Origin of the sequence: Mycobacterium sp. SMC-18, from assembly GCF_045310895.1 — a bacterium.
Classification (GTDB): Bacteria; Actinomycetota; Actinomycetes; order Mycobacteriales; family Mycobacteriaceae; genus Mycobacterium.
On the sequence record NZ_JBJIAL010000009.1, the window covers coordinates 149,728 to 171,944 of the forward strand.

The following is a 22,217-nucleotide window of genomic DNA, read 5'->3' on the forward strand; positions in this document are numbered from 1 at the left end:
GATGCGGCGGCGACGGTCGGCGGCTAGCCGCGAAGAGTGCGGATGAGCTTCTTGTTGGCGAACTCTTCGATCCCCGCCCGGCCGAGTTCGCGCCCGAAGCCGGATCGCTTGACGCCGCCGAAGGGCAGTTCCATGCTGTCGAGACCGACGCCGTTGACGAACACCATGCCTGCCTCGATCTGGTCGGCGACGCGTATCGCCTGCCCGGGGTCCGTGGTGAAGACGTATGAGCCCAGTCCGTAGGGCGTGTTGTTCGCCAGCTCGACAGCCTCGGCTTCGGACCCGGCTCGATAGATGGTGGCCACCGGACCGAACAGTTCCTCGGTGGACGACGGCGACGTCGGCGCTACGTCGGTCAGCACGGCGGGCGGGAAGTACGCCCCCTCTCGCTCGCCATCGCGAACCAGCGTCGCGCCGTCTGCGACAGCGCGCCGGACCTGTTCTTCCAGTCGCTCGGCGGCGGCAACCGAGGACAGCGGAGCAAGCGAGCCGGCCTGGGCCAGAACCTGTTCCGTGAACGCATCCACGAACGGTTCGTACAGATCGTCGGCAACGATGAACCGCTTTGCGGCGTTACACGCCTGACCCGCATTTTCGAATCGGGCGGCTACCGCGGCCCGCACGGTGGCATCGAGGTCATCCGATGACAGCACGATGAACGGGTCCGAGCCACCCAACTCGAGCACCACCTTCTTCAGGTTCCGACCCGCTACTTCCGCGACTGCTGCGCCGGCCCGTTCAGAACCGGTGAAGGAGACACCTCGCACCCTGGGGTCGGCGATGGCGCCGGCGACCTGTTCATTGGTCGCATAGGTGTTGACGTAGCAGCCTTCGGGAAAGCCGGCGTCGACGAAGATCTGCTGCAATGCGGCGGCTGATTCCGGGCACTGCGGCGCGTGTTTGAGCACGATCGTGTTGCCCAGAGCGAGATTCGGCGCGGCGAATCGGGCGACCTGGTAGTACGGGTAGTTCCACGGCATGATGCCCAACAACACGCCGATCGGCTGGCGGCGGACGAACGCCGTTCCCTCTCCCTCGATGAGCTCGATCGGCTCGTCCGCGAGGAATGTGGCGGCGTTGTCCGCGTAGTACTCGTAGATGGCTGCGCTGAATTCGACTTCACCGATGGCCTGGTCGAGGGACTTGCCCATCTCGCGGCGGATGATTTCGGCAAGTTCGCCGCTGCGCGAGTTGTGCAGTGCGGCAACTTTTCTCAGTAGGTCAGCGCGCTCACTGACGGATGCCTTCCTCGACCAACCCTGATAAGCGTTCTCAGCCGCTCCGAGCGCGGCAGCCACCGCCGCATCTGTCGCCGTGGGGTACTCCCGGACCAGTTCGCCGGTCGCCGGGTCGGTCACGACATACAACGACATGTTCATTTCGCTGACTCCTGTTCGTGCTCAATTGATTTCGGTTGAAGTGCTGCTTCGAAGTCCGCACGCAGGGCCTTGCGATCGAACTTGCCGGAGGCGTTGAGGGGAAGCGCGTCGTACACGACCCAACGGTCGGGAATCGCATAGTCGGGCAGGCAAGTGCGCAGAAACCCGACGAGTTCCTGCTCATCGAACGCCGCGCCGGCGCGCGTCTCGATGGCGACCGCGACACGCTGCTGGAGAATGTCGTCGGCGTACCCGAAAGCGCATGCGGCCGCGACGGTTTCGTGGCGAGCGATGTGGGACTCGACGAATGTCGGCATGATCTTCTCGCCGCCGCGGTTGATGACGTCGTCTGCCCGGCCGTGCAGCCACAGCAGGCCGTCGCCGTCGATCCGGCCGACATCGCCAGTGCGCAGCCACTGCCCGGTCATCTTCTCCGCCGTCAGCCGCGGCTCGTCCCAGTAACCGAGCATGCGCGTCGGCCCACTCAGCCACACTTCGCCCAACCCGCCGGGCGCCACGTCATCGCCCGACTCGTCGACGATGCGTAATTGGACGCCGGGCAACGGCAGTCCCACGGACTCGGCTTTCGTCGCCGCCAGATCGCTGGGCAGGAACGTGCACACCGACGTGAACTCGCTCAGCCCGTACGCGTGCACCAGCTTGAGATGCGGCCACCGCTGCTGCAGCTCCTGCACCCAGGCCTCGGGCATGGCGCTGCCGCCGTACATGATTGCGCGGACGCCGCTGAAGATCGCGTCGGCCTCGTCGTGCAGCATCAGCATTCTCAGCATGCTCGGCACCGCTGCGAGGAACGTGACCGGGTGCGCCATCAGTTCTGTTGCCGCGTCGCCGGTCCGATAGCGCCGCAGGAGACTGATCGTCCCTCCGGATGCGACCATGTGCGCCAATTGATCCGCGAAGCCCGTGTTGTGAAAGATGGGTACGACGATCAAGGTGCTGTCGTCCGGTCCCGTTTCGAAGTAATCCGAGAACGCGTATGCCAGCTCGGCCATCGCGGCGCTGCTGATGACCGCACCCTTGGGAATCCCGGTGGTACCTGAGGTGAAGCTGATGAGGGCGGGGATCTCGCCCCCATCTGAATGGTCGCTTGCGGCAACCGATTCGAGACTGCTGCGGCTTGTCTCGCGCAGAAGCTCCGACAGCTCCAGGTACTGTGCACCGGTCCGGGTGGCGAGATCGGTTCCCCCGAGGCCGGCATCGTGAAGCACCAACTTGGCATCGACCTTCGCGATCTGCGCGACGACCTGACTCTGCGCGAGACGGGTATTCATCGGGACGACGATCACGTGCGCGCGCTGACATCCGAGAAACGCGACAACCCATTCCAGGCAGTTTTCGCCGAGCAGCACAACGCGATCACCCATGCGCACACCGCGATCGAGGAGTAGGACGCCGAAGCGCGTCATCGCGTCATCGAGTTCCGACCACGTCAGAGTCGTTTCCCCGCAACGTAGTGCGATGGCATTCGGCCGCGTGTCGGCCCAGTGCGCAACGGCGCCCGACAGGCTGGTGTGTCCGGTCTGCGGTGAGCGGATCATCGGCGTACTTCGGTCAGAGTCTGGATACCCGGCCCGAACCCGCCCAGCGATCGTCCGATGCGCTCGAACTCTCTGAGCGCGAACTGCCACGGGAGGACCTCCGGTCCCCACGCCCCCGGCGGCGGGCATTCGCGCAGCGCGGCGAGTGCGGCAACAGCGGCGCCGAGGCCGGTACCACGGGACATCGGCGCGTCGTCGACGAGTGCGAGCGCCCCCTGGACCCGAGCGCCGTCGAGAACTTGAATCAGCAACGCCGTCAACGCTTTACCGGCCTTCGGCGCGGAAGCGGCCTGGTGGCGGGCCCACATCAGCTTCCAGAGGAACTCGGCCGGCTCGACATCGTGACCGGCGATGTCCACCAGGACGTCATTGTGACCGAATCCGATGCGACCCAACGTCGAAAACGCCGCGTTGGCCCAGTCGGGCCGCAGCGATCCCTTACAACTCGCGTTGCGCAACTGCGGGAAGAATCTGCTGAGGGTTCGCGGTTCCGGGTGCGCCGTGTCGAAGGCATCGATGACACCGAGTGGCTCGGGAAAGGTGAAGGTACCCGCGGTTTCCGGAACAAAGCCGGGCGACTGCACCCACTGTCCGTCCCGCCACACCGGGCACGGCGTCACCGCCATGTGGAGCATGTGGCGCAGCGGAGCCAGTCCGCCGGGGTCGCGCTCGTGTGTTGCCCACACCACCTGGACGCCGTCGCTGTCGGGAAATTCGTCGAGCAGGCGGGCAGCGCACCAGTTGGACACCCCGGGCGACCAGCCGGCACCGCTGATGAGCGCGACGCCGGCGCGCTGGGCCTCGGCGTCCAGGGCCAGGACGGTTTCGGTCGCCTCGAGGTCGTCACCGATATCGATATAGGTCGTGCCTGACCGCAGCGCGGCCTGGGCGAGGCCGTCGGATCCGGCGAAGAACGGTCCGGAAAGGTTGAGCACCACGTCGACACCTTTGAGGTCCACCGACTCCGCGGTGACGTCGACGACGCGCCCCCGGACGCGCGCCGGATCCAGCGACTCGGCACGCTGGACAGCTTCGGGCGCCCGATCCATCGCCAGGAACTGCGCATCCGGGAGTTGCTCGAGAAGGATCCGCAGCGCGGCGCTCCCCATCTGCCCCAGTCCGGCAATACCCACTGACACCATGTCGAACCTCTTCCAATATCGCAGGTTCACCATCAGTACCTGCACGAACGAACATTCGTTAAGCTAGCGTTGGCCGTGGCTTCCGTCAATAGGTGACGCAGAGTCAATTGCCGACAGCCCGGCCACGACACCCCGACAACCGCAGCTGCAGGCGAAGATCCGCTCGGCACACAGACCGGCGACACCGGGCACACCGTTGAGCCGGGTACGCACTCGAGCGCCGTAACCTTGGACTCAGCTGCCAACAGGAGGAAAGATGACCGCCGCACGAGGAACCTCGGCTCGGCCCGCCTCGAGCGCTTCGGAACTCGACCGCTCAGCCGACATTGCCAACCTCGGCCGGGTCTTCGATCTGGATGTCATGCGCGAACGCATCCTGGCAGCGGCCATCACCAACGTCGCCGATCACGGATTCGGTGCGTTCACAGTCCGGGAAGTCGCGGCCGTCGCCGGCATCAAAGCACCCGGACTCTACAGCCACTTTCCGTCGAAGGAGGCAATCCTCACCGAGGCGGTCTCCCGGGTGCTGGCCGACTTCCTGGAAAACTCAACGCATGTCGACGGTGTCGATCCCGAAGCAGACCTGCGCGAGACGGTACGACAGCACGTGCTTTACCAAATGCACAACATGCACATCGCCCGCGTGGCGGATCTCGTTCTCTACACCGCCTCCGCCGGCCAGTTCTTGTCGACCGGCGACTACGACAGATTGCTGGCCCTGCAGAGCGCCCACCTGAATCTGGTGCGCGATCGCGTGACAGCCTTCGCGCCCGACGTGTCGGAAACCAAGGTCACCGTCGCCTCCATGGCGATCATCGCGATGTGCGATCGTGTCGCGAACTGGTTCCCGGCAGACGGTGCGCGCGACCCCGAAGAACTGGCCGACCTGCATTGGCAGCTGGTACGCGCCATGCTCGTCGGGCTCGGACCGAACCACTCCTAACAGCGGCGGGTCACCGTCTCGCCACCCGGTCTGCTACCCGGGGCGGTCCCCATCCACTGCGCCGTCCGAGCATCGGGCCGCCAGCCAGCCATCTCTGCGTGGCGAATCATCACTGCACGCCTAAATCTCAAGGGCGCGAATGCTATTCGTGAATGATTCGGAGAGCCGCGGACGACGAAACCAACCAACCGTTGACACGACTTTCGCGCGGCAGTAACCTACGTCACTCATACGAACGAATATTCGTTCGGTCACACCTCCCGTAGTCCGCCGACGTAGTCGGGCGCAATCCGGATTTGATCAACAAAAGGACAGCAGATGAGTCTGCCCGAGTTGGCGGCCACGCGTGCCGCTGCCGCAGGTGCCGTCGCGTGGGTCTTGATTCGACGTAATACCAAACAGCGCAATATGTTTCATGCTCATGCCGCATGGCCCACGGGTGTCCCGGAAGAACGGGTGAGCCGCAACGGCATCCAGGACACGCGCGAAAGCTCCCGCGTCGAGGCGCACGTGAAGAGCCGGTGGTCGGTCTTCGCCGCGTACGGGCTCCTGGCCGCCGCCACGCAGGCACTCGTGGTGAACTACGCGCCCGTGACCGGCGACGCGGCCCGGCATTTCGGCGTGTCAATCGCCGCAATCGGTTGGCTGTCACAGGTTTTCCCGCTGATCTACGTGCTGCTCGCCATACCCGCAGGCCTGGCACTCGATCGGTTCTTCCGCCCGGCCCTCATCGCAGGCGCGGTACTCACCGCGGCCGGCGCGTTCCTGCGGCTGGTCGCCGGTGACTTCACCTGGACGCTGATCGGACAAATGGTCGCAGCGGTGGGTCAGCCCTTCGTCCTCAACGCGATCCCCGGCCTCGCCGTCAGCTACCTCGCCGTAAAGGACCGCGCCACCGGCATCGCCGCCGCGTCCTCCGCCACGTTCGGTGGGATGGTCGTGGGATATCTGCTCGGCGCGTGCCTCCCGGGCGAAAACCACATCCACACCTTGACCGTCATCACTGCACTGCTCGCCCTGGACGCCGGGCTGTGTCTCCTGGCGGCGCTTCGCTTCGCACAGCCACTGGGCGGTCCAGAGTCCATTCGCACGACTGGAGGACTTCGGGCCTTCCGCACCGCATTCGGCAACCGCTATCTGCGGCGCTTGTGCGCGGTCGTCGCCATCCCGATGGGCACGTTCATCGCACTCGCCACCTTCGTACAGCCACTGCTCGAGCCCTCGGGTGTCTCAGAATCGACCGCCGGCCTCGTTTTGGCCGTCACCATGATTGCCGGGGTCATCGGCTGCGCCGTCGTACCGGTGTGGGCCGACCGGCACCGCCGGGAAGTCCAGATCATGGGCGTCGGAATCGGTTTCACCGCGGTGGCGTGCCTACACCTGGCGCTGGCACCCAGTACGACGATGGCCTTCCTCACCCTGATCGGGGTGGGCTTCGTGCTACTGCCGGCGCTGCCCATCGTGCTCGCCTTGAGTGAGCGCCACGCTCCCGATGCCGAGAGCACCGCGGCGGGACTCATCTGGATGGCCGGCAATCTGGGCGGCGTCGTCATCGCCACCGCCGTCGGATTGCTCGTCACGCATCCCGCGACCGCTTTCCTCACTCTGGCCGCGGCGACCCTCATCGCGATGCCGGCACTTCGCTGGTTCGACCGACTACAGCGCCACGAAACTGCCCCCTGAGCTCTTGGGCGGCCACTAACCAGAGTGGGCCACACAGCGGGAATTCAGATATGTGCACCATGCACCGCTCCCGCCCCAAAAGAGGTGAGCACCGTCGTTGTGACCCAGCTCACCAGACCGCGACAGTAGTGCACCACCTGACGAGCAACGGCGGGAAACCCCTCCCGCCACTTGGCGGCGTCCCGCCATCAACCGCACTTCGAGAGGAATCACCACCATGACGGACCTTGTGTTCCTGGCAGCCGCGGTATGGCTGGCGGCCGTCGGCTACTACATCGGATGGAAGTTCATCCGCGACTACGGCAACTACCTTCTCGGCCTGGAATCCTTGATCGTTGGAATTTCTGCCACCAACTTCCTCGTCGGGTCGCTGCTCGGCGCCGCGGAGGGCGGGATCGCCTTCGACGTCTCCTTCTTCCTCGACGCGTTCTCCCGGTCGGTCGGTTTCACGCTGATCCTCGTCATGGGCCTGATGGCGGTCACCCATCGGTACAAGCCGACAGTCGCTGTCGAGGTCGGCGTCTTCGGACTGGCCGCCGTCGCCGCGATGTTCCTGAAGAAGTTCCACGACGAGACACTCCACGTCGGACCGGCAACGTTCTACCTGGTGGCCAATCTGCTGACGACAGCATTCCTGGCTTACTTCGCCAAGAAGGTCTGGGACGCCGGCGCCCGAAAGATCGCAGTCGCAACAGGTTTGGTCACTGCTGCCGCGACGGCCATCGCGATCACCTATGACTTCTGCCCGCTCCCCTTCGACGACCACAACCGCACGTTCTTCTACACCGCTGCGCTGGCGACGTGGGGCGCCCAGGGGGTCATCTACCTTCGCGCCTACCGCGCGCTGTATGCCCACAACGTCGCCGCGGACGCGGGCACAACCTCGAGTTATCGAAAAGACCTCCGGCACAGCCTCGGATGAAGACGACACACCAAAATGAAAGGAAAACAATGAGATTGAAGGTTGCACCCTCTCCCGTCCTTGCCGCTGCGGCAGTGGCTGCGTCGGTGGCGAGCCTGTGCATGGCACCGGCAGTACATGCCGCGCCGGTCGACATGGCTCCGCAGGTCTACGACAAGGTGTCCCCGGACGGCTGGCATCTGAATCTGCAGATCAAGAACGAGGTCGTGAACTCTGTTCCCAATCTCGCGGCGGCGGCCAACTCGCGTGAAGCATTTGTCACTGCCACCGCGACCGCAACGGCGACCGGTGGTGGAAATCCGATCCAGGACAGCCTCTTCATCCTCGGCTATCAATTGGGTTGCCAATCGGACGTTTCGGCAGGTTTGGTCATGGGCGGCACCGGCGGCGTTGCCGGTTCAGCGGGCGTACCGTCCGGCGTCGGCGGCACCATCGGCGCTGCGGGCTTCCTGGAAACCATTGTCCAGCCTGGCGTCATCGTCGATCTGCCGATGACCAACATGGCGCTGAGCCCGGGCAACACCGCGTCTCTGGGCGTTGACAATCTGCACATCAAAGCCGATGCCTGTGGCGGCGACGTCAACATCCGCTCATACGCATACTTGCGCATTTCGACTGCGGCCAGCCACTTCTCGTACGCCATCTACGGCGACCCGATCAAGATCTGACGTCCCACGAGAAAGGAGAGCTCTGTGTCACAACTCCGAGTCGGTCGATTCGTCGCGGGCAGTGCGATGATTTTCACGATGGGTTCAGTCTGCAGCGCTGTCGCGAGCGCGGACCCGATTCTGCCGTTTCTCCCGGGAACGCCTACCGCCCCCTATCCCGGGGCATATACCTACGAATTCGGCACGGGCGCATACACCTATCCCCCGCACATGACCGACACCCGCGGGGTGCGAACCAGCGGGCCCACCGCGGATCCCACGCAGACCAGCGTGAGTCTGCCTAATAGCAAGCCCGGTCCGTCAGCGCCCAATCAGTCGTTCATCCTGAACTACACCAACATGCGCTACGGAGTGCAGGGTGGCATCGTGCCACCCGACAGCACCTCGGCCCTCCTACAGTCCGACACCGGCACGCTACCGGGCATGGTCTCCAATGCGGGGCCGTGGCCGCAGCCCCTGTTGGAAAGTCCCACCGGGACACCACCGAAGACGGGGGTGCCCACCGGCGAGGCGACAAATGCGGCCCCGCCGAGCTACCCGCAACTTGAGCCGCCCGCCCAGCCCGCGCCCACTCAGCAGTCTGCGCAATAACGATGGCCACCGTACTCAACTCGGTCTCGATCCGGACCGCGGCAGTTCTTCTCGTCATCGGCTTGTTTACCGCGGACTGCGGCAACGAAGACCAACGGGCGCCCAGCTCGACGGCGCCCACGAGCACCTCCCCCGTCCAACCCACAGAGAAAGGCCTGTTACCGCCGGAGGCTCCGCCCTTCACCTCACCACCTCCACCGACCGACCCCAACAGAGCCGTCACATCGCCCTCTCGCCGATGATCAGGGGTGCACGGTGCACCCCTGCACGACGGAAGTCGGTGGCCGTTGTCGTGGCCACGTCGAATCATCGCTGGCGACACTGAACCTGTCAGTAGCGAGATGCGGAGATTGCCAGGGTGATCCGCTGCGGGCGGCAGTTCATCATTGCGCAGGTGCTGACCGACACTGCCGCCCGCTGCATCTCGCGTCATTCAACCGCGAGTGCGATGGAGGAAACCGTGAAAGAGCAGACCTTGTCGAAATCACCTGAGGGCGACGCCGAAGTCGCATCGGTCGACGTCGTGATTGTCGGTGCGGGCTTCGCCGGCCTGAGCGCCGCGGATCGGCTCTCCAGTCAGGGTGTATCAGTTCTCGTCGTAGAAGGCCGTGACCGGGTCGGTGGCCGTTCGTACTCAGGGGAAGTGGCCGGTGTCAAGGTCGACCTGGGTGCAACCTGGGTTGCCCAGCGCCACAACGCAATCCGTGACCTGATGGAGCGCTTGGGATGTTCGCTGACCCCTCAGTTCGATGAAGGGCTCAACGTTCTCTGGATGGCCGGGGAACGCCAGACCTACACCGGCACCCTGCCGACGACCGGACCGGTGGACGCCGAGGACCTGGGCCGCATCCTGATGGAGCTGACCACATTGCTGGACACCATCGACGTCAACGCCGCCTGGAAATCCCCCGACGCCGGTCAGCTCGACGCGATCTCGTTCGGCGAATGGTTGGACCGGCAGCAGGCCGCGACCAGCACACGTGCCCTGATGTTCATCGTCACCAGGGTGCAGTGGGGCTGCAGCCCGCTCGACGTGTCACTGCTGCATGTGTTGCGCTACATCCAGGCCGTGGGCGGGCTCGATCACATGCTCGCCGTCGAAGGCGGACAGCAGGAGTTCCGCGTCACCGAAACCACGCAGGAGATCGCCAAGCGGCTCGCGGCGCAGATCGGCGACCGAATTGTGCTGAACACCCAGGTCCGCGAGATCTCCCAAGACGACAACGGCGTCACGGTCTTTACCGACTCGGGAGAGATCAGCGCCAAGTACGCCATCGTCACCGCGGCCCCTGAGCATCGGGCGTACATCGAGTACCACCCCGCCCTGCCCGCCAAGACCGAGGGGCTCACGACGAGCTTCCCGATGGGTGCCCTGAGCAAGGCATTCGTCGCCTACGACAAGCCCTTCTGGCGGTCCGAGGGGCTTTCGGGTGAGGCATTGACCGATACCGCGCCGGTGTTCATCACCTTCGACGTGTCCCCCGGCGATGGCGGGCCGGGCATCCTGATGGTCTTCTGCACCGCTCGGGTGTACGACGGCTTCGGTCCGGACGTTCGGCGGAAACTGGTGCTCGACCAGTTGGTCGAACTGTACGGCGAGCAGGCCGGCAGCCCCATCGACTACATCGATCACTGTTGGGGCACAGAACCTTTCGCCCCGGGTGGCCCGCATCCGGCCGCGCCGCCTTTTGCATCGGTGAACTACGGCGAGGCCCTCACCACGCCGCACGGGCGCATCCACTGGGCGGGCACGGAAACCGCGGGCGAGTGGGCCGGGACCATGAACGGCGCCATCCTGACCGGTCTGCACACCGCCGAGCAGATCGCCCAACGACTGGGCCGCCCCGCAGAAGTCTCGGCATAACCGTCGGGCGCCCCTCGGGTACGAGCAGACGGGCCAAGCACCGTCGGCCCTACTCACCCCCCGAGGGGCGCCGATGCCAATCGGCCTTGGGGCGGCCTCGCGGCGTCATCTCGAAGGCTCACCAATTATGCGCAGTAGTTCGGTGGCAACGGCTTTCATCCCGTCTGCGGTCGGGTGAAACGAACTCGCGATGCGATGAACAGGCTGCAGGGGCTGGATCCACGGGGAAGGGCTACCGAGCTCGTGCCCGCGGCCGAACCGGGATGCCTGCGCGAGATCGGTTCCGGTTTGTTCTGCGACGTCGGTGAATACGCGCGACAGCTGATCGTGAATTGCCGCGAGAGCGTCGACGACAGCTTTGTCGAACGGAACATCCATGAAAGGCACGGTCATGTCACCGACCATCGGGAGATAGTCGACGAGAATGACACGTGCTTCCGGTGCGCGCGAACGTGTTTCGGTCACGATGCGGGCCAGTCCCGCGGCGGCCTTGTTCTGCTGCTCCACGGTCGCCGTGGGAACGTCGGCGGGAATCCACCGCTGCAGGAGTCCGCGCGTGTAGCGATTCAGCGTGAAATGGACGCCCAGCTTGACCGCAGAACCCAGGTACTCCAGATCGTTGCCGGCGGCCGTTATCAGTACCAGGTCGGCGTCAACGGGCAGCGAGAGAATCTGCGGCGCGAACTTCACGAGTCCGACGCGCTGCGGCGTATCCAGGACGGTTGACGTCGTCGCGCCCGAAACCGTCAGATCGGTGAGTTCGGCGCCGAGGGCACGCGCCAATACGTGCGCGTAGTTGTTGCCCGAACGCATCGCAGCGCGGTTGACGACCGGTTGGATGCCTGGGCCGGCGGCATAGGAGCTGCCGAGTGCAGCGATCCTGCGGTACGTGGTCATGGCGGTGCACCTCTATCTGTCCGGACGCGCATGCGATGGTACGGCCCGTCCCACCAACCCGGGGTCGGTTGGCCGATGCCGGCACCGCAGTCGGTTCAGCCGAGGACACACCTAATTCTGCGCGGTGCGAATCACACCGCTACCGGATACAGGTTGTTGCATTTCGGTGTGGTGCGCACCACGTCGGCCCCGGCAGTCTGAGGCACATCGCAAGGCGCCAGTGCCGGCGCAGGAAGGAAACGACAGATGAGCATCCCAGTACCCAACCCGGAGTACTACGACGTCGTCATCATCGGCGGCGGCATCTCGGGAATCGGCGCGGCGGCGTATCTAACCAAAGAGTTCCCGGCGAAGAAGATCGCACTGCTCGAGGGGCGCGCCGCCATCGGCGGGACGTGGGATCTGTTCCGGTACCCCGGCATTCGGTCCGACTCGGACCTGCACACCTTCGCATACGAGTTCAAGAGCTGGCGCGATGAGAAGGCGATCGCGGACGCACCGCTGATCCTGGACTACCTCAAGGAGACCGTCGAGGAGTACGGCCTCGACAAGATCATCAGGTACCGCCACCACGTCGTGGCCGCCGCATGGTCGAGCGACGACGCGGAATGGGTCCTGACTGTCGAGGTGACCGATGCCACCGGTGCGGTGCACAACGAGGTGATCAAGGCGGGGTGGGTCTACGCCGGCACGGGCTACTACCGGTACGACGAGGGGTACACCCCGGAGTTCGAGGGTCGCGACGACTTCGAGGGCGACATCATCCACCCACAGTTCTGGCCCGAGGACTACGACCACTCCGGCAAGAAGGTCGTCGTAATCGGCAGCGGCGCAACCGCAATCACGCTCATCCCGTCGCTCCTCAAGGGCGAGGGCGCTGCCGACCACGCCACCATGCTGCAGCGCACGCCGACGTACATCATGTCGCTGCCACGAGTCGACACGCTGAGCCTCAAGCTCACCCGGCTCCTCGGCGAGCGGCGCGGCTACCTCGCGACCCGATGGAAGAACGTGTTGCTCGACTGGGTGGTCGTCGAACTGATGACCACGTTCCCGAAGACCGCACGGCGCGTCATCCGCCACCTGAACAAGAAGCAACTGCCGGCGGGATTCGACGTGGACCGGCACTTCAACCCGCCGTATGACCCGTGGGACCAGCGCCTGTGCCTCGCGCCCGACGGCGACTTCTTCGCCTCGATCCGCGACGGCAGCGCGTCGGTGGTGACCGACCGGATCCGCCGCTTCACCAAGACCGGCATCGAACTCGAGTCCGGTGAGCACCTGCCGGCCGACCTCATCGTCACGGCGACCGGGCTGAACCTGCGGCTGTTCGGCGGCATCGACCTGACCGTCGACGGCCGACCGGTCGAGCTTTCCGACGCGGTGGTGTACCGCGGTGCCCTGCTGTCCGGTATCCCGAACTGGATGATGGCGATCGGCTACACCAAATCGTCCTGGACACTGAAGATTTCGCTGCTCGGCAAGAGCCTCATCGAGCTGCTCCGGTACATGGACACCCATGGGTACGACACCGTCGCGCCGTATGCGGCAGAGGGCGTCGGCACGCGGTCGATCCTCGACTTGGACGCCGGGTACATGCAACGCGCCAAGCGTGCGCTACCGCGCCAGGGCGACGGAATGCCCTGGCAGATGCGGAACGTGTTCCTGGAAGACCGGAAGATGTACCGGGGATCGATCATCGACGACAATCTGCGCTTCAACTCGCGGCTGGAACGTGAACTCGCCGTCGGCGGCACGCAAAACGAGGATCGCCGGGCCGAGATCAACCGGGCAGCGTCCGGACGAGTCGCGTCATGACGGCGACCCTTGCCGGACCCACGACGCCGGACCGCCGACTGACCGCGGCCGAGCTGATGCAGCGGAGCCTGTTCACGGCTCTGGGCCGGGCTCCGCAGGCCGTCCTCCGCCGGCTCGTCCCGCCGACCGTCAACGCCGACGGCGACGTGATGGCGCCGGAGATCGCACTGCTGATGCGCTTCGCCGCCGAGGAGCCTGATTTCAGTGACGGCACCGTGGCCGAGGCGCGCGCCATCATGGCGAACGACTGCCGGGTCTTCGCGGACAAATCCGAGAACGTGACGGTGGACGTGGACCCCGATATCGTTCTCCCCAGCGGTATTCGGGCCAGCCTGTATCGCCCGAAGGTGCGCTCCAACGGGCTCGTGCTGTTCCTGCACGGCGGCGGTTTCGTCCTCGGCAGTCGCCAGGATTACGACTCCCCCGCCCGCCTCATCGCGGCCGGCGCCGGCGTCAATGTCCTGTCGGTCGAGTATCGGCTCGCTCCGGAGGCGCCGTTTCCGGCGGCTGTCGACGATGCCTGGGACGCATGGCATTTCGCCGTCGCCCGCTGCACCGACTGGGGCATCGATCCGGCGCGGATCGTCCTGCTTGGTGACAGCGCCGGCGCGAATCTCTGTGCGGTGCTGTCGAACAAACTCCAGGGCGACGCATTGCTGCCCCGGATGCAAGTGCTGATGTATCCGGTCGTCGATGCCGTGGGCAGCTACCGTTCGCGTGCGGAGTTCGCCGACAACCCCGCGCTGACCGCCAAGCAGATCGCGTGGCTGTCCGAGCTGTACGTCCCCGATGCCGATGACGGCTCCGACCCACGGGTCTCACCGATTCTGGCGGAGGACCTCTCCGGGGTGCCGCCGACGCTCGTCACCGTCGCCGGTTTCGACACCTTGCGGGACGAGGGCATCGCATACGCCCAGCGGCTCAAGGACTTCGGCGTCCCGACCCGCCTGCTACGAGAAAGCGGCCTGGTGCACGGGTACATCTCCATGACCCAGATCAGCCCAGCAGCCCGCGATGCGGTGAGCCGCGTCGCCGCCGCGATCCGACACGCCCTGCGCTAGTCACCCGGCAACACAACACCGAGCGAAACGCGCAAAAGCGCGACTAATACGTACAAGCTCGCATTGTGATGCCGGTTACAGCGACCCTTCTGAGATTGCTCCAGTCACACCCTCAGGAGATAGCTGATGTTGGTTGCCCTCGGCCTGACCATGGTCGCCGCCTTCATGGTCGTCATCATGACCAAACGCGCCACGCCCATCGTGGCGCTGATCGCCGTTCCCGTGACCTTCGGCCTGCTGGCGGGAGCGGGCAGCGGGATCGGGAAGATGATCACCGACGGCATCAAGGACCTGGCGCCCACCGCCGCGATGCTGTTCTTCGCGATCGTGTTCTTCGGGATCATGATCGATGTCGGGCTGTTCGATCCGGTCGTCCGCACCGTGATCCGCGTGGTGGACCACGATCCGGCGCGACTGGTGGTCGGCACCGCGGTGCTCGCCGCGGTGGTCTCGCTCGACGGTGACGGTTCGACGACGTTCATCGTCACGGTCTCCGCGCTTCTGCCGCTGTATCTGAAGCTGGGTGTCAGCCCGGTGGTGCTCACCGTGGTCGCCGGGTTGGCGAACGGCACCATGAACATCGTGCCGTGGGGCGGCCCGACGGCCCGCGCGGCGGCCGCGCTGAAGATCTCTCCGTCCGAGGTGTTCGTCCCGATGATCCCGTCGCTGATCGCCGGAATGTTCATCGTGCTGGCCTTCGCGTGGCACCTGGGAGTGCTGGAACGCAAGCGGATCGGTTCGATCGTGGTTCGCGAGCGGGTCCTGGCGGGTGTCGGTGCCGGCCCGGAACCGGCGGGCCTCGGCGGCGGCGACGCATTCGAGGGCGCCGCCGACGACTCGGGCGCGATCTCCGGCGCGTTCGCCCGACCAAAGCTGTTGTGGTTCAACGCCATTGTCACCGTCGCGCTGCTCGCGGTGCTCACCATGGACATCCTGCCGATCCCGGTGCTCTTCATGATCGCCGCCGCCGTGGCCCTCATGGTGAACTTCCCGCAAGTGGCCGAACAGCAGGCCGCGATCACCCGGCATTCGTCGTCGATCGTGTCGGTGGTGGGCATGGTGTTCGCCGCCGCGGTATTGACCGGAGTGTTCAAGGGCACCGGCATGGTGGAAGCGGTGGCCACCTGGGTCACCGGCATCATCCCCGAGTCGATGGGTCCGCACCTCGGCGTGATCACCGGTGTGCTGTCCATCCCGTTCACGTTCCTGATGTCCAACGACGCCTTCTACTTCGGCGTCCTGCCGGTGCTCTCGGAGACCGCGAGCCACTACGGGATCAGCGCGGCCGAGATGGCGCGGGCCTCGATCACCGGACAGCCGTTCCATATGCAGAGCCCACTGGTCCCGGCGATCCTGCTGCTGGTCGCGCTGGCCGGCGTGGGGCTCGCCGATCACCACAAGAAGGTGTTGTGGCGCGCGGCGGTGGTCTCGCTGACGATGCTCGTGGTGGGCGTCGCCCTCGGCCAGATACCGCTCTGACGCACCGATCCGCGGCCGATCCGTCGTCGACGCAGTTAGCCTCGACCCTCATGCCGAGGATCCGATTACGCACGCAGATCCTGCTCCTGCAGATGGTGATCGTGACCGCCAGCCTGGCCGCCGGTTTCGGCATCATCATCCACCGCACCGACACGCAGACCCGCACCGAATTCGCGCGCCGCGCCCAGGCCATCGCGGAGACGGTGGCCTCGGATCAGGAGGTTCAGGCCGGCGCGGCCGCCCAATCCGCGGCACGCCGGGCCGGGCACCCGGCCACCGCCGCCGAGTTGGCCACCGGCCCGCTGCAGCGGCAGGCCGCAGCGATCACCGCCCGCACCGGGGTGCTGTTCGTGGTGATCGCCGACGACGCCGGATACCGCCTCGCGCATCCGGACCCGGCGCAGCTGGACCGGCCCCTCAGCACCGACCCATCCGCCGTGCTCGGTGGCGAGTCCGAAATGACCGTGCAGCAGGGCACTCTCGGTGATTCGGTGCGCGCGAAGGCCCCGATCCGCGGTCCGGACGGCACGGTCGTCGGCCTGGTCAGCGTCGGCGTGCCGATGGATACCGTCAACCAGGCCACCCACCGCACCCTGATGCTGCTGATCACGTTGGTGGCGATTGCGCTGACCGTGGGGGCGATCGGCTCGGCGCTGTTGACCAGGCGCTGGCGCCGCCTCACCTTGAGCCTGGAGCCCGAGGAGATGGCTGAGCTGATCCGCGAGCAGGACGCGGTGCTGCATTCGGGCGCCGAGGGAGTCGTCGCGATCGACGCGGACGGTGTCGCCCGGGTGATCAACGAGCGGGCGCGGGAGTTGCTCGGCATCACCGCCGCACCGGGGACGCCGCTCAGCGAGCTGGGTCTGACTCCCCGTGTGTCGGCGGTCGCGGCGGAGCCGACGACGGTGCCGGTGGCCGCGGCCGTCAACGAACGTGTGGTGCTGGTGTCGTCCCGGCGCGTGCACCGCGACGGCACCGACCTGGGCACCGTACTGACCGCCGTGGACCGCACCGACATCGAGGCGCTCACCCGCGAGCTGGACTCGGTGCAGGCGATGAGCTCGGCGCTCCGGGCACAGCGCCATGAGTCGGCGAACCGTCTGCACGTGGTGTCAGGCCTGCTCCGCGACAATCGGACGGCCGAGGCGCTGAGGTACCTGGACGAGATCACCGGGCGAGCCGGCGTGGCCCCGGTGCCAGGTCTGGAACGCCTGGACGAGCCGCATTTACGGGCGTTCGTCGGCGCGAAGGCCGCCCGTGCGCACGAACGCGGCGTCGTGCTTCGGGTGGGCGAAGAGACGGCGCTTGTCGGCGCACTCGCCCACCCGGTGGATACGACCACCGTCGTCGGGAATCTGCTCGACAACGCGATCGACGCGGCAGCCGAGAATGCGGCGCCCGACGCGCGCGTCCCGACGGTGGAGCTGGACCTGCTGCGCGACGGGCATGATCTGGTGATCGTGGTGACCGATACCGGGCCCGGGTTCACCGTCGACGACCCCTTCCTCGAAGGAGTTACGACGCGATCCGATCCGACGGTGCCCGGCGGGCGCGGCATGGGTCTGGCCATCGCACGGCAAGTGGCACGCGGGCATGGTGGCGACATCACCATCGCCGCTCGCGGCGGCACGGACGGCGCGCCGACCACGGTGCTGGCGATGATTCCGGGAGGTGTTCTGGGCGATGACGCGTGAGCTGCGAATCCTGGTGGTGGACGACGACTTTCGGGTCGCCGCGTTGCACGCCTCGGTCGTCGATTCGATGCTCGGATTGGTCACGGTCGGCTCGGCGCGAACGATCGCGGAAGCCGGGACGATCGTGGCCGGCGCCGACGCCGCGCAGGCACCGGTGGACCTGGCACTGGTCGACGTCTACCTGCCGGACGGCTCCGGCATCGATCTGGTGCGCAGCCTGCGCTGCGACGCGTTCATCCTCGGTGCCGCTGACGATGCGGCCAGCATCCGGGCCGGGCTCGCCGCGGGCGCCCTCCACTATCTGATCAAGCCGTTTCCGAACACCGAGTTGGCGCGGCGCCTGGCGGCATACACGGCGTATCGGCGGATCCTCGACGGCCCGCACCTGACGCAGGAACAGGTGGACTCGGCGGTCTCGGTGCTGCGGTCCGAGCGCCCGGCCACCAAGAAAGACGACAGCGCCTCGCCGACCGAGCGCCTGATCGTGGACGCGCTCCGTGCGGCGGGTGAACCACTACTGGCAGACGAGATCGCGCAACTGGTGGGCGTGTCCCCCGCCACCGCGCGGCGCTACCTCGCGGATCTGGTTCGGGCCGGCACTATCACGATGGGCCTGCAGTACGGCGCTACCGGCCGTCCTCGTCAGCGTTATGCCCTTGCGTGAGAAGGTGACCGGCCTTCAGTCCCGATCCGGTGAGGACCGCAACGACCGTGTCTGCGGCGTCGATCGCGCCAGCCGCCTGGAGCCGACGCAGTGCGGGAAGAACCTGGGCACTGGTGGGTTCGACGAACAGCCCGGCCCTGGCGAGCTCCCCCACCGCGGGCAGCAACTCGTCCTCGGGTACCGCGACGGCAGTCCCGCCGGTGTCGCGGATCGCGTGCAGGACTTCGCGGTCCCGCACCGGCTTCGCGATGGCTGTTCCCTCGGCGACGGTCGTCGACCACTGGTGTTCGGCGACCTCATCCCGGCCCTGCTCGACGGCCGCAACGAGCGGACAGCAATTCCGTGGCTGGCTGACGAGGACCCGTGGCATTCGGTCGATCGCGCCGGCCCGGTGCAGCTCGCCGAATCCGATGGCACACCCGAGGACCAGGCTGCCGGCACCGGCAGGAACGAGAACCGCCGTGGGAGCACGGAATCCGAGGTCTTCCCAAATCTCGTAAGCGATCAGTTTGATGCCCTGCAGGAAATGCGGGTGCCAGTTGTGGCTCGCATAGAAGGTTGTTCCGGCTCGGCGGACGGCCTCGTCCGCCACCTCCTGCCTTGTGCCGGAAACCAATTCGATGTGCGCGCCGTGCCACCGACTCTGCACGATCTTGTTCGGCGAGGTAGCGGCCGGCACGAGGATGTGGGCTTCGATTCCCGCCGCCGCACAGTACGCCGCGACCGCGGATCCCCCGTTACCGCTGGAATCCTCGAGCGCGCGCTCGACGCCCTGGTGACGCAAGGCCGTCACCATCACCGCGACGCCACGATCCTTGAAACTGCCGGTGGGGTTCATCGACTCGACCTTCAGGCCGACGTCGATGCCGTCGAAGGTTCGGGTGATCAACGGCGTCCGACCCTCACCGAGTGTCACCGGGTCGATGTGCGCCAAGGGATTTGGCAGCGCCGCGCGGTGACGCCACTGAGAGTTGACCGCGTTGTCGATCTGCGCGCGGCCGATACCCGGCAGCGGTTCGAAGACCAGCGCGCTGCCGTCGTCACCACGCCAGCGGGGTTGGTCAGCGGGGTACCGGTGCCCGCTGCGGTCGACCAGGCTTGATTCGTGCGCAGTCATCGACACTCCCCTCTCACATGAAGCATGCCGCGCCTTCCGCGGACCGCGGGCCGCAGACACGCCAAGTTTGCAAGGTGGTCGCCGCAAAAAATGCGGGCCAGGGGATTCCCCTGGCCCGCATTTTAGTTAGCTACGCTTACAACATGCAGCTGACGCAGTTCTCCACCTCGGTGCCTTCCAGGGCCATCTGGCGCAGCCGGATGTAGTACAGCGTCTTGATACCCTTGCGCCAGGCGTAGATCTGGGCCTTGTTGACGTCACGCGTCGTGGCGGTGTCCTTGAAGAACAGCGTCAGCGAAAGTCCTTGGTCCACATGCTGAGTGGCCGCGGCGTAGGTGTCGATGATCTTCTCGTAGCCGATCTCGTACGCGTCCTGGTAGTACTCCAGGTTGTCGTTCGTCAGGTACGGCGCCGGGTAGTAGACGCGACCGATCTTGCCTTCCTTGCGGATCTCGATCTTCGACGCGACCGGGTGGATCGAGCTCGTCGAGTGGTTGATGTACGAGATCGAGCCCGTCGGCGGGACGGCCTGCAGGTTCTGGTTGTAGATGCCGTGCGCCTGCACCGACTCCTTCAGCGAACGCCAATCGTCCTGCGTCGGAATGTGAATGCCGGCATCGGCGAAAATCTGGCGGACCTTGTCGGTCTTCGGCACCCACTCCTGGTCGGTGTACTTGTCGAAGAACTCACCCGAGGCGTACTTCGACTTCTCGAACCCACCGAACTTCGTACCGCGTTCGATCGCAATGCGATTCGAGGCGCGCAGCGCGTGGAACAGCACTGTGTAGAAGTAGATGTTGGTGAAGTCGATGCCCTCTTCGGAGCCGTAGTAAATCTGCTCGCGAGCCAGGTAGCCGTGCAGGTTCATCTGCCCGAGGCCGATGGCGTGCGAGTCGTTGTTGCCCTGCTCGATCGACGGCACCGACCAGATGTGCGTCTGATCCGACACCGCGGTCAGGGCACGGATCGCCACCTCGATGGTCTGCGCGAAGTCCGGCGAGTCCATGGCCTTCGCGATGTTCAGCGAGCCCAGGTTGCACGAGATGTCCTTGCCGACCTTGGCGTAGGACAGATCGTCGTTGTACAGCGACGGCGTCGACACCTGCAGGATTTCCGAGCACAGGTTCGAGTGCGTGATCTTGCCGTCGATCGGGTTGGCCCGGTTCACCGTGTCCTCGAACATGATGTACGGGTAGCCCGACTCGAACTGCAGCTCGGCGAGCGTCTGGAAGAACTCGCGCGCCTTGATCTTCGTCTTGCGGATGGCGCCGTTGTCGACCATCTCGTAGTACTTCTCGGTGACGTTGACGTCGGCGAACGGGAGTCCGTAGACCTTTTCGACGTCGTACGGCGAGAAGAGGTACATGTCCTCGTTCTTCTTCGCCAGCTCGAACGTGATGTCCGGGATGACGACGCCCAGCGAGAGCGTCTTGATGCGGATCTTCTCGTCGGCGTTCTCGCGCTTGGTGTCGAGGAAGCGGTAGATGTCCGGGTGGTGCGCGTGCAGGTACACCGCACCCGCACCCTGACGGGCACCGAGCTGGTTGGCGTAGGAGAACGAGTCCTCCAGCAGCTTCATGATCGGGATGACGCCCGAGGACTGGTTCTCGATGTTCTTGATCGGCGCGCCGTGCTCGCGAATGTTGCTGAGCAGCAACGCAACTCCGCCGCCGCGCTTGGACAGCTGCAGCGCCGAGTTGATGGAGCGACCGATGGACTCCATGTTGTCCTCGATGCGCAGCAGGAAGCACGACACGGGCTCGCCGCGCTGCTTCTTGCCCGAGTTGAGGAACGTCGGGGTGGCCGGCTGGAACCGGCCGTCGATGATCTCGTCGACGAGCTTCTCGGCCAGCTCGGTATCGCCGGCGGCCAGCGTGAGGGCGACCATGACGACGCGGTCCTCGAAGCGCTCCAGGTAGCGCTTACCGTCGAAGGTCTTCAGCGTGTAGCTGGTGTAGTACTTGAACGCACCCAGGAACGTCGGGAAGCGGAACTTCTTGGCGAAGGCCCGGTCGAGCAACTGCTTGACGAAGTTGCGGCTGTACTGGTCGAGCACCTCGCGCTCGTAGTACTCCTTCTCGATCAGGTAATCGAGCTTCTCGTCCTGACTGTGGAAGAACACCGTGTTCTGGTTCACGTGCTGCAGGAAGTACTCCCGCGCCGCGAGCACATCCTTGTCGAACTGGATCTTGCCGTCCGCGTCGTACAGGTTGAGCATCGCGTTGAGAGCGTGGTAGTCGCTCTCACCGGGCAGTGCGTGCGTGGTGGCGGCTACCGGTTCTGCAGCTGTGACGGTTGGTGGCACGAGAGTTCCTTCCAGAAATCTTCCAGACCCTCACGAACGGCGATGACGTCGTCCGGGGTTCCCATGAGTTCAAGGCGATAGAGGTACGGAACACCACACTTACGAGAGACCACATTGCCCGCGTACGCGAATTCAGCACCAAAGTTGTTGTTGCCCGCGGCAATAACGCCGCGGATCAACGACCTGTTGTGTTCATTGTTGAGAAAGGCGATGACCTGCTTCGGTACGTAGCCACCGTCGTTGATGTCCGGGGTGGCACGTCCGCCGCCGTAGGTCGGGAGCACCAGCACGTAGGGCTCGTCGACCTCGATACGGCCGTGCAGGGGGATTCGAGTGACACGGTCGGCCGGCCAGTCCAATTTCTGGACGAAGCGGTGGGTGTTCTCCGACACGCTGGAGAAGTAGACGAGATTGCTCACTGTTCCTTCTCC

General features: G+C 65.5%; 18 protein-coding genes. 11 read left to right on the plus strand and 7 right to left on the minus strand.

From position 1 onward, the window contains the following. Positions 1–23: 23 nt before the first annotated feature. From ACJH6J_RS10830 to ACJH6J_RS10840, 3 genes are read right to left on the minus strand one after another with little or no spacing between them, the layout of a single operon-like run. The gene (locus tag ACJH6J_RS10830; RefSeq protein WP_212814738.1) at positions 24–1,373 is read right to left on the minus strand and encodes an NAD-dependent succinate-semialdehyde dehydrogenase; all 1,350 of its coding nucleotides are present in this window, start codon (positions 1,371–1,373) and stop codon (positions 24–26) included. 2 nt (positions 1,374–1,375) lie between these two features. After that, positions 1,376–2,938 (minus strand): class I adenylate-forming enzyme family protein, encoded by a 1,563-nt coding sequence (locus ACJH6J_RS10835; RefSeq protein ID WP_212813750.1) that lies wholly within the window; start codon positions 2,936–2,938, stop codon positions 1,376–1,378. Then, entirely contained in the window at positions 2,935–4,080 is a 1,146-nt protein-coding gene (locus tag ACJH6J_RS10840) for a saccharopine dehydrogenase family protein (protein WP_212813748.1), read from the minus strand. Before ACJH6J_RS10840 ends, ACJH6J_RS10835 begins: the two co-directional genes overlap by 4 nt. A gap of 256 nt (positions 4,081–4,336) precedes the next feature. Here ACJH6J_RS10840 and ACJH6J_RS10845 point away from each other — a divergent pair, with 256 nt between their 5' ends. The 6 genes from ACJH6J_RS10845 (at position 4,337) to ACJH6J_RS10870 (ending at position 10,751) form a co-directional block, all read left to right on the plus strand. Further along, the gene (locus ACJH6J_RS10845) at positions 4,337–5,023 is read left to right on the plus strand and encodes a TetR/AcrR family transcriptional regulator (RefSeq protein ID WP_212813746.1); all 687 of its coding nucleotides are present in this window, start codon (positions 4,337–4,339) and stop codon (positions 5,021–5,023) included. A gap of 318 nt (positions 5,024–5,341) precedes the next feature. After that, positions 5,342–6,706 carry an MFS transporter gene (locus ACJH6J_RS10850; protein WP_244872849.1) on the plus strand — a complete coding sequence of 455 codons (1,365 nt, stop codon included), beginning with the start codon at positions 5,342–5,344 and terminating at the stop codon, positions 6,704–6,706. A gap of 217 nt (positions 6,707–6,923) precedes the next feature. Continuing rightward, entirely contained in the window at positions 6,924–7,628 is a 705-nt protein-coding gene (locus ACJH6J_RS10855) for a transporter (RefSeq protein ID WP_212813744.1), read from the plus strand. 101 nt (positions 7,629–7,729) lie between these two features. Continuing rightward, on the plus strand, positions 7,730–8,296 hold the full coding sequence (locus tag ACJH6J_RS10860; RefSeq protein ID WP_234880711.1) for an MspA family porin: 567 nt from the start codon (positions 7,730–7,732) through the stop codon (positions 8,294–8,296). A gap of 210 nt (positions 8,297–8,506) precedes the next feature. Beyond that, the gene (locus tag ACJH6J_RS10865; RefSeq protein ID WP_212813742.1) at positions 8,507–8,887 is read left to right on the plus strand and encodes a hypothetical protein; all 381 of its coding nucleotides are present in this window, start codon (positions 8,507–8,509) and stop codon (positions 8,885–8,887) included. A gap of 475 nt (positions 8,888–9,362) precedes the next feature. After that, complete coding sequence (locus ACJH6J_RS10870; protein WP_212814736.1) at positions 9,363–10,751, plus strand: flavin monoamine oxidase family protein; 1,389 nt, start codon at positions 9,363–9,365, stop codon at positions 10,749–10,751. A 105-nt stretch (positions 10,752–10,856) separates the two neighbouring features. On the opposite strand, the gene ACJH6J_RS10875 is transcribed toward ACJH6J_RS10870, so the two are convergent. Next, positions 10,857–11,648, minus strand: coding sequence for an SGNH/GDSL hydrolase family protein (locus ACJH6J_RS10875; RefSeq protein WP_212813740.1), 792 nt, complete (start codon positions 11,646–11,648; stop codon positions 10,857–10,859). A gap of 246 nt (positions 11,649–11,894) precedes the next feature. Here ACJH6J_RS10875 and ACJH6J_RS10880 point away from each other — a divergent pair, with 246 nt between their 5' ends. The 5 genes from ACJH6J_RS10880 (at position 11,895) to ACJH6J_RS10900 (ending at position 18,364) form a co-directional block, all read left to right on the plus strand. Next, a complete protein-coding gene (locus ACJH6J_RS10880) occupies positions 11,895–13,466 on the plus strand; it encodes an NAD(P)/FAD-dependent oxidoreductase (protein ID WP_212813737.1) in 1,572 nt (523 codons plus the stop codon). After that, positions 13,463–14,527, plus strand: a complete 1,065-nt coding sequence (locus ACJH6J_RS10885) for an alpha/beta hydrolase (RefSeq protein ID WP_212813735.1) — start codon at positions 13,463–13,465, stop codon at positions 14,525–14,527. The genes ACJH6J_RS10880 and ACJH6J_RS10885 overlap by 4 nt, the downstream gene beginning before the upstream one ends. 126 nt (positions 14,528–14,653) lie before the next feature. Beyond that, positions 14,654–16,006 carry a citrate:proton symporter gene (locus tag ACJH6J_RS10890; protein ID WP_318986110.1) on the plus strand — a complete coding sequence of 451 codons (1,353 nt, stop codon included), beginning with the start codon at positions 14,654–14,656 and terminating at the stop codon, positions 16,004–16,006. Positions 16,007–16,056: 50 nt separating this feature from the next. Beyond that, a complete protein-coding gene (locus ACJH6J_RS10895) occupies positions 16,057–17,700 on the plus strand; it encodes a sensor histidine kinase (RefSeq protein ID WP_318986109.1) in 1,644 nt (547 codons plus the stop codon). Next, positions 17,690–18,364: a response regulator gene (locus ACJH6J_RS10900; RefSeq protein ID WP_318986108.1), complete on the plus strand. Its 675-nt coding sequence runs from the start codon at positions 17,690–17,692 to the stop codon at positions 18,362–18,364. Before ACJH6J_RS10895 ends, ACJH6J_RS10900 begins: the two co-directional genes overlap by 11 nt. Here ACJH6J_RS10900 and ACJH6J_RS10905 read toward each other — a convergent pair. From ACJH6J_RS10905 to nrdI, 3 genes are all read right to left on the minus strand, one after another. After that, positions 18,327–19,481, minus strand: coding sequence for a pyridoxal-phosphate dependent enzyme (locus tag ACJH6J_RS10905; RefSeq protein ID WP_406803939.1), 1,155 nt, complete (start codon positions 19,479–19,481; stop codon positions 18,327–18,329). The two genes, ACJH6J_RS10900 and ACJH6J_RS10905, sit on opposite strands and share 38 nt — an antisense overlap. 136 nt (positions 19,482–19,617) lie before the next feature. After that, positions 19,618–21,786: a class 1b ribonucleoside-diphosphate reductase subunit alpha gene (gene nrdE / locus ACJH6J_RS10910; protein WP_318986106.1), complete on the minus strand. Its 2,169-nt coding sequence runs from the start codon at positions 21,784–21,786 to the stop codon at positions 19,618–19,620. Next, a complete protein-coding gene (nrdI, locus tag ACJH6J_RS10915) occupies positions 21,753–22,205 on the minus strand; it encodes a class Ib ribonucleoside-diphosphate reductase assembly flavoprotein NrdI (protein ID WP_029119865.1) in 453 nt (150 codons plus the stop codon). Before nrdI ends, nrdE begins: the two co-directional genes overlap by 34 nt. Positions 22,206–22,217: the final 12 nt, after the last annotated feature.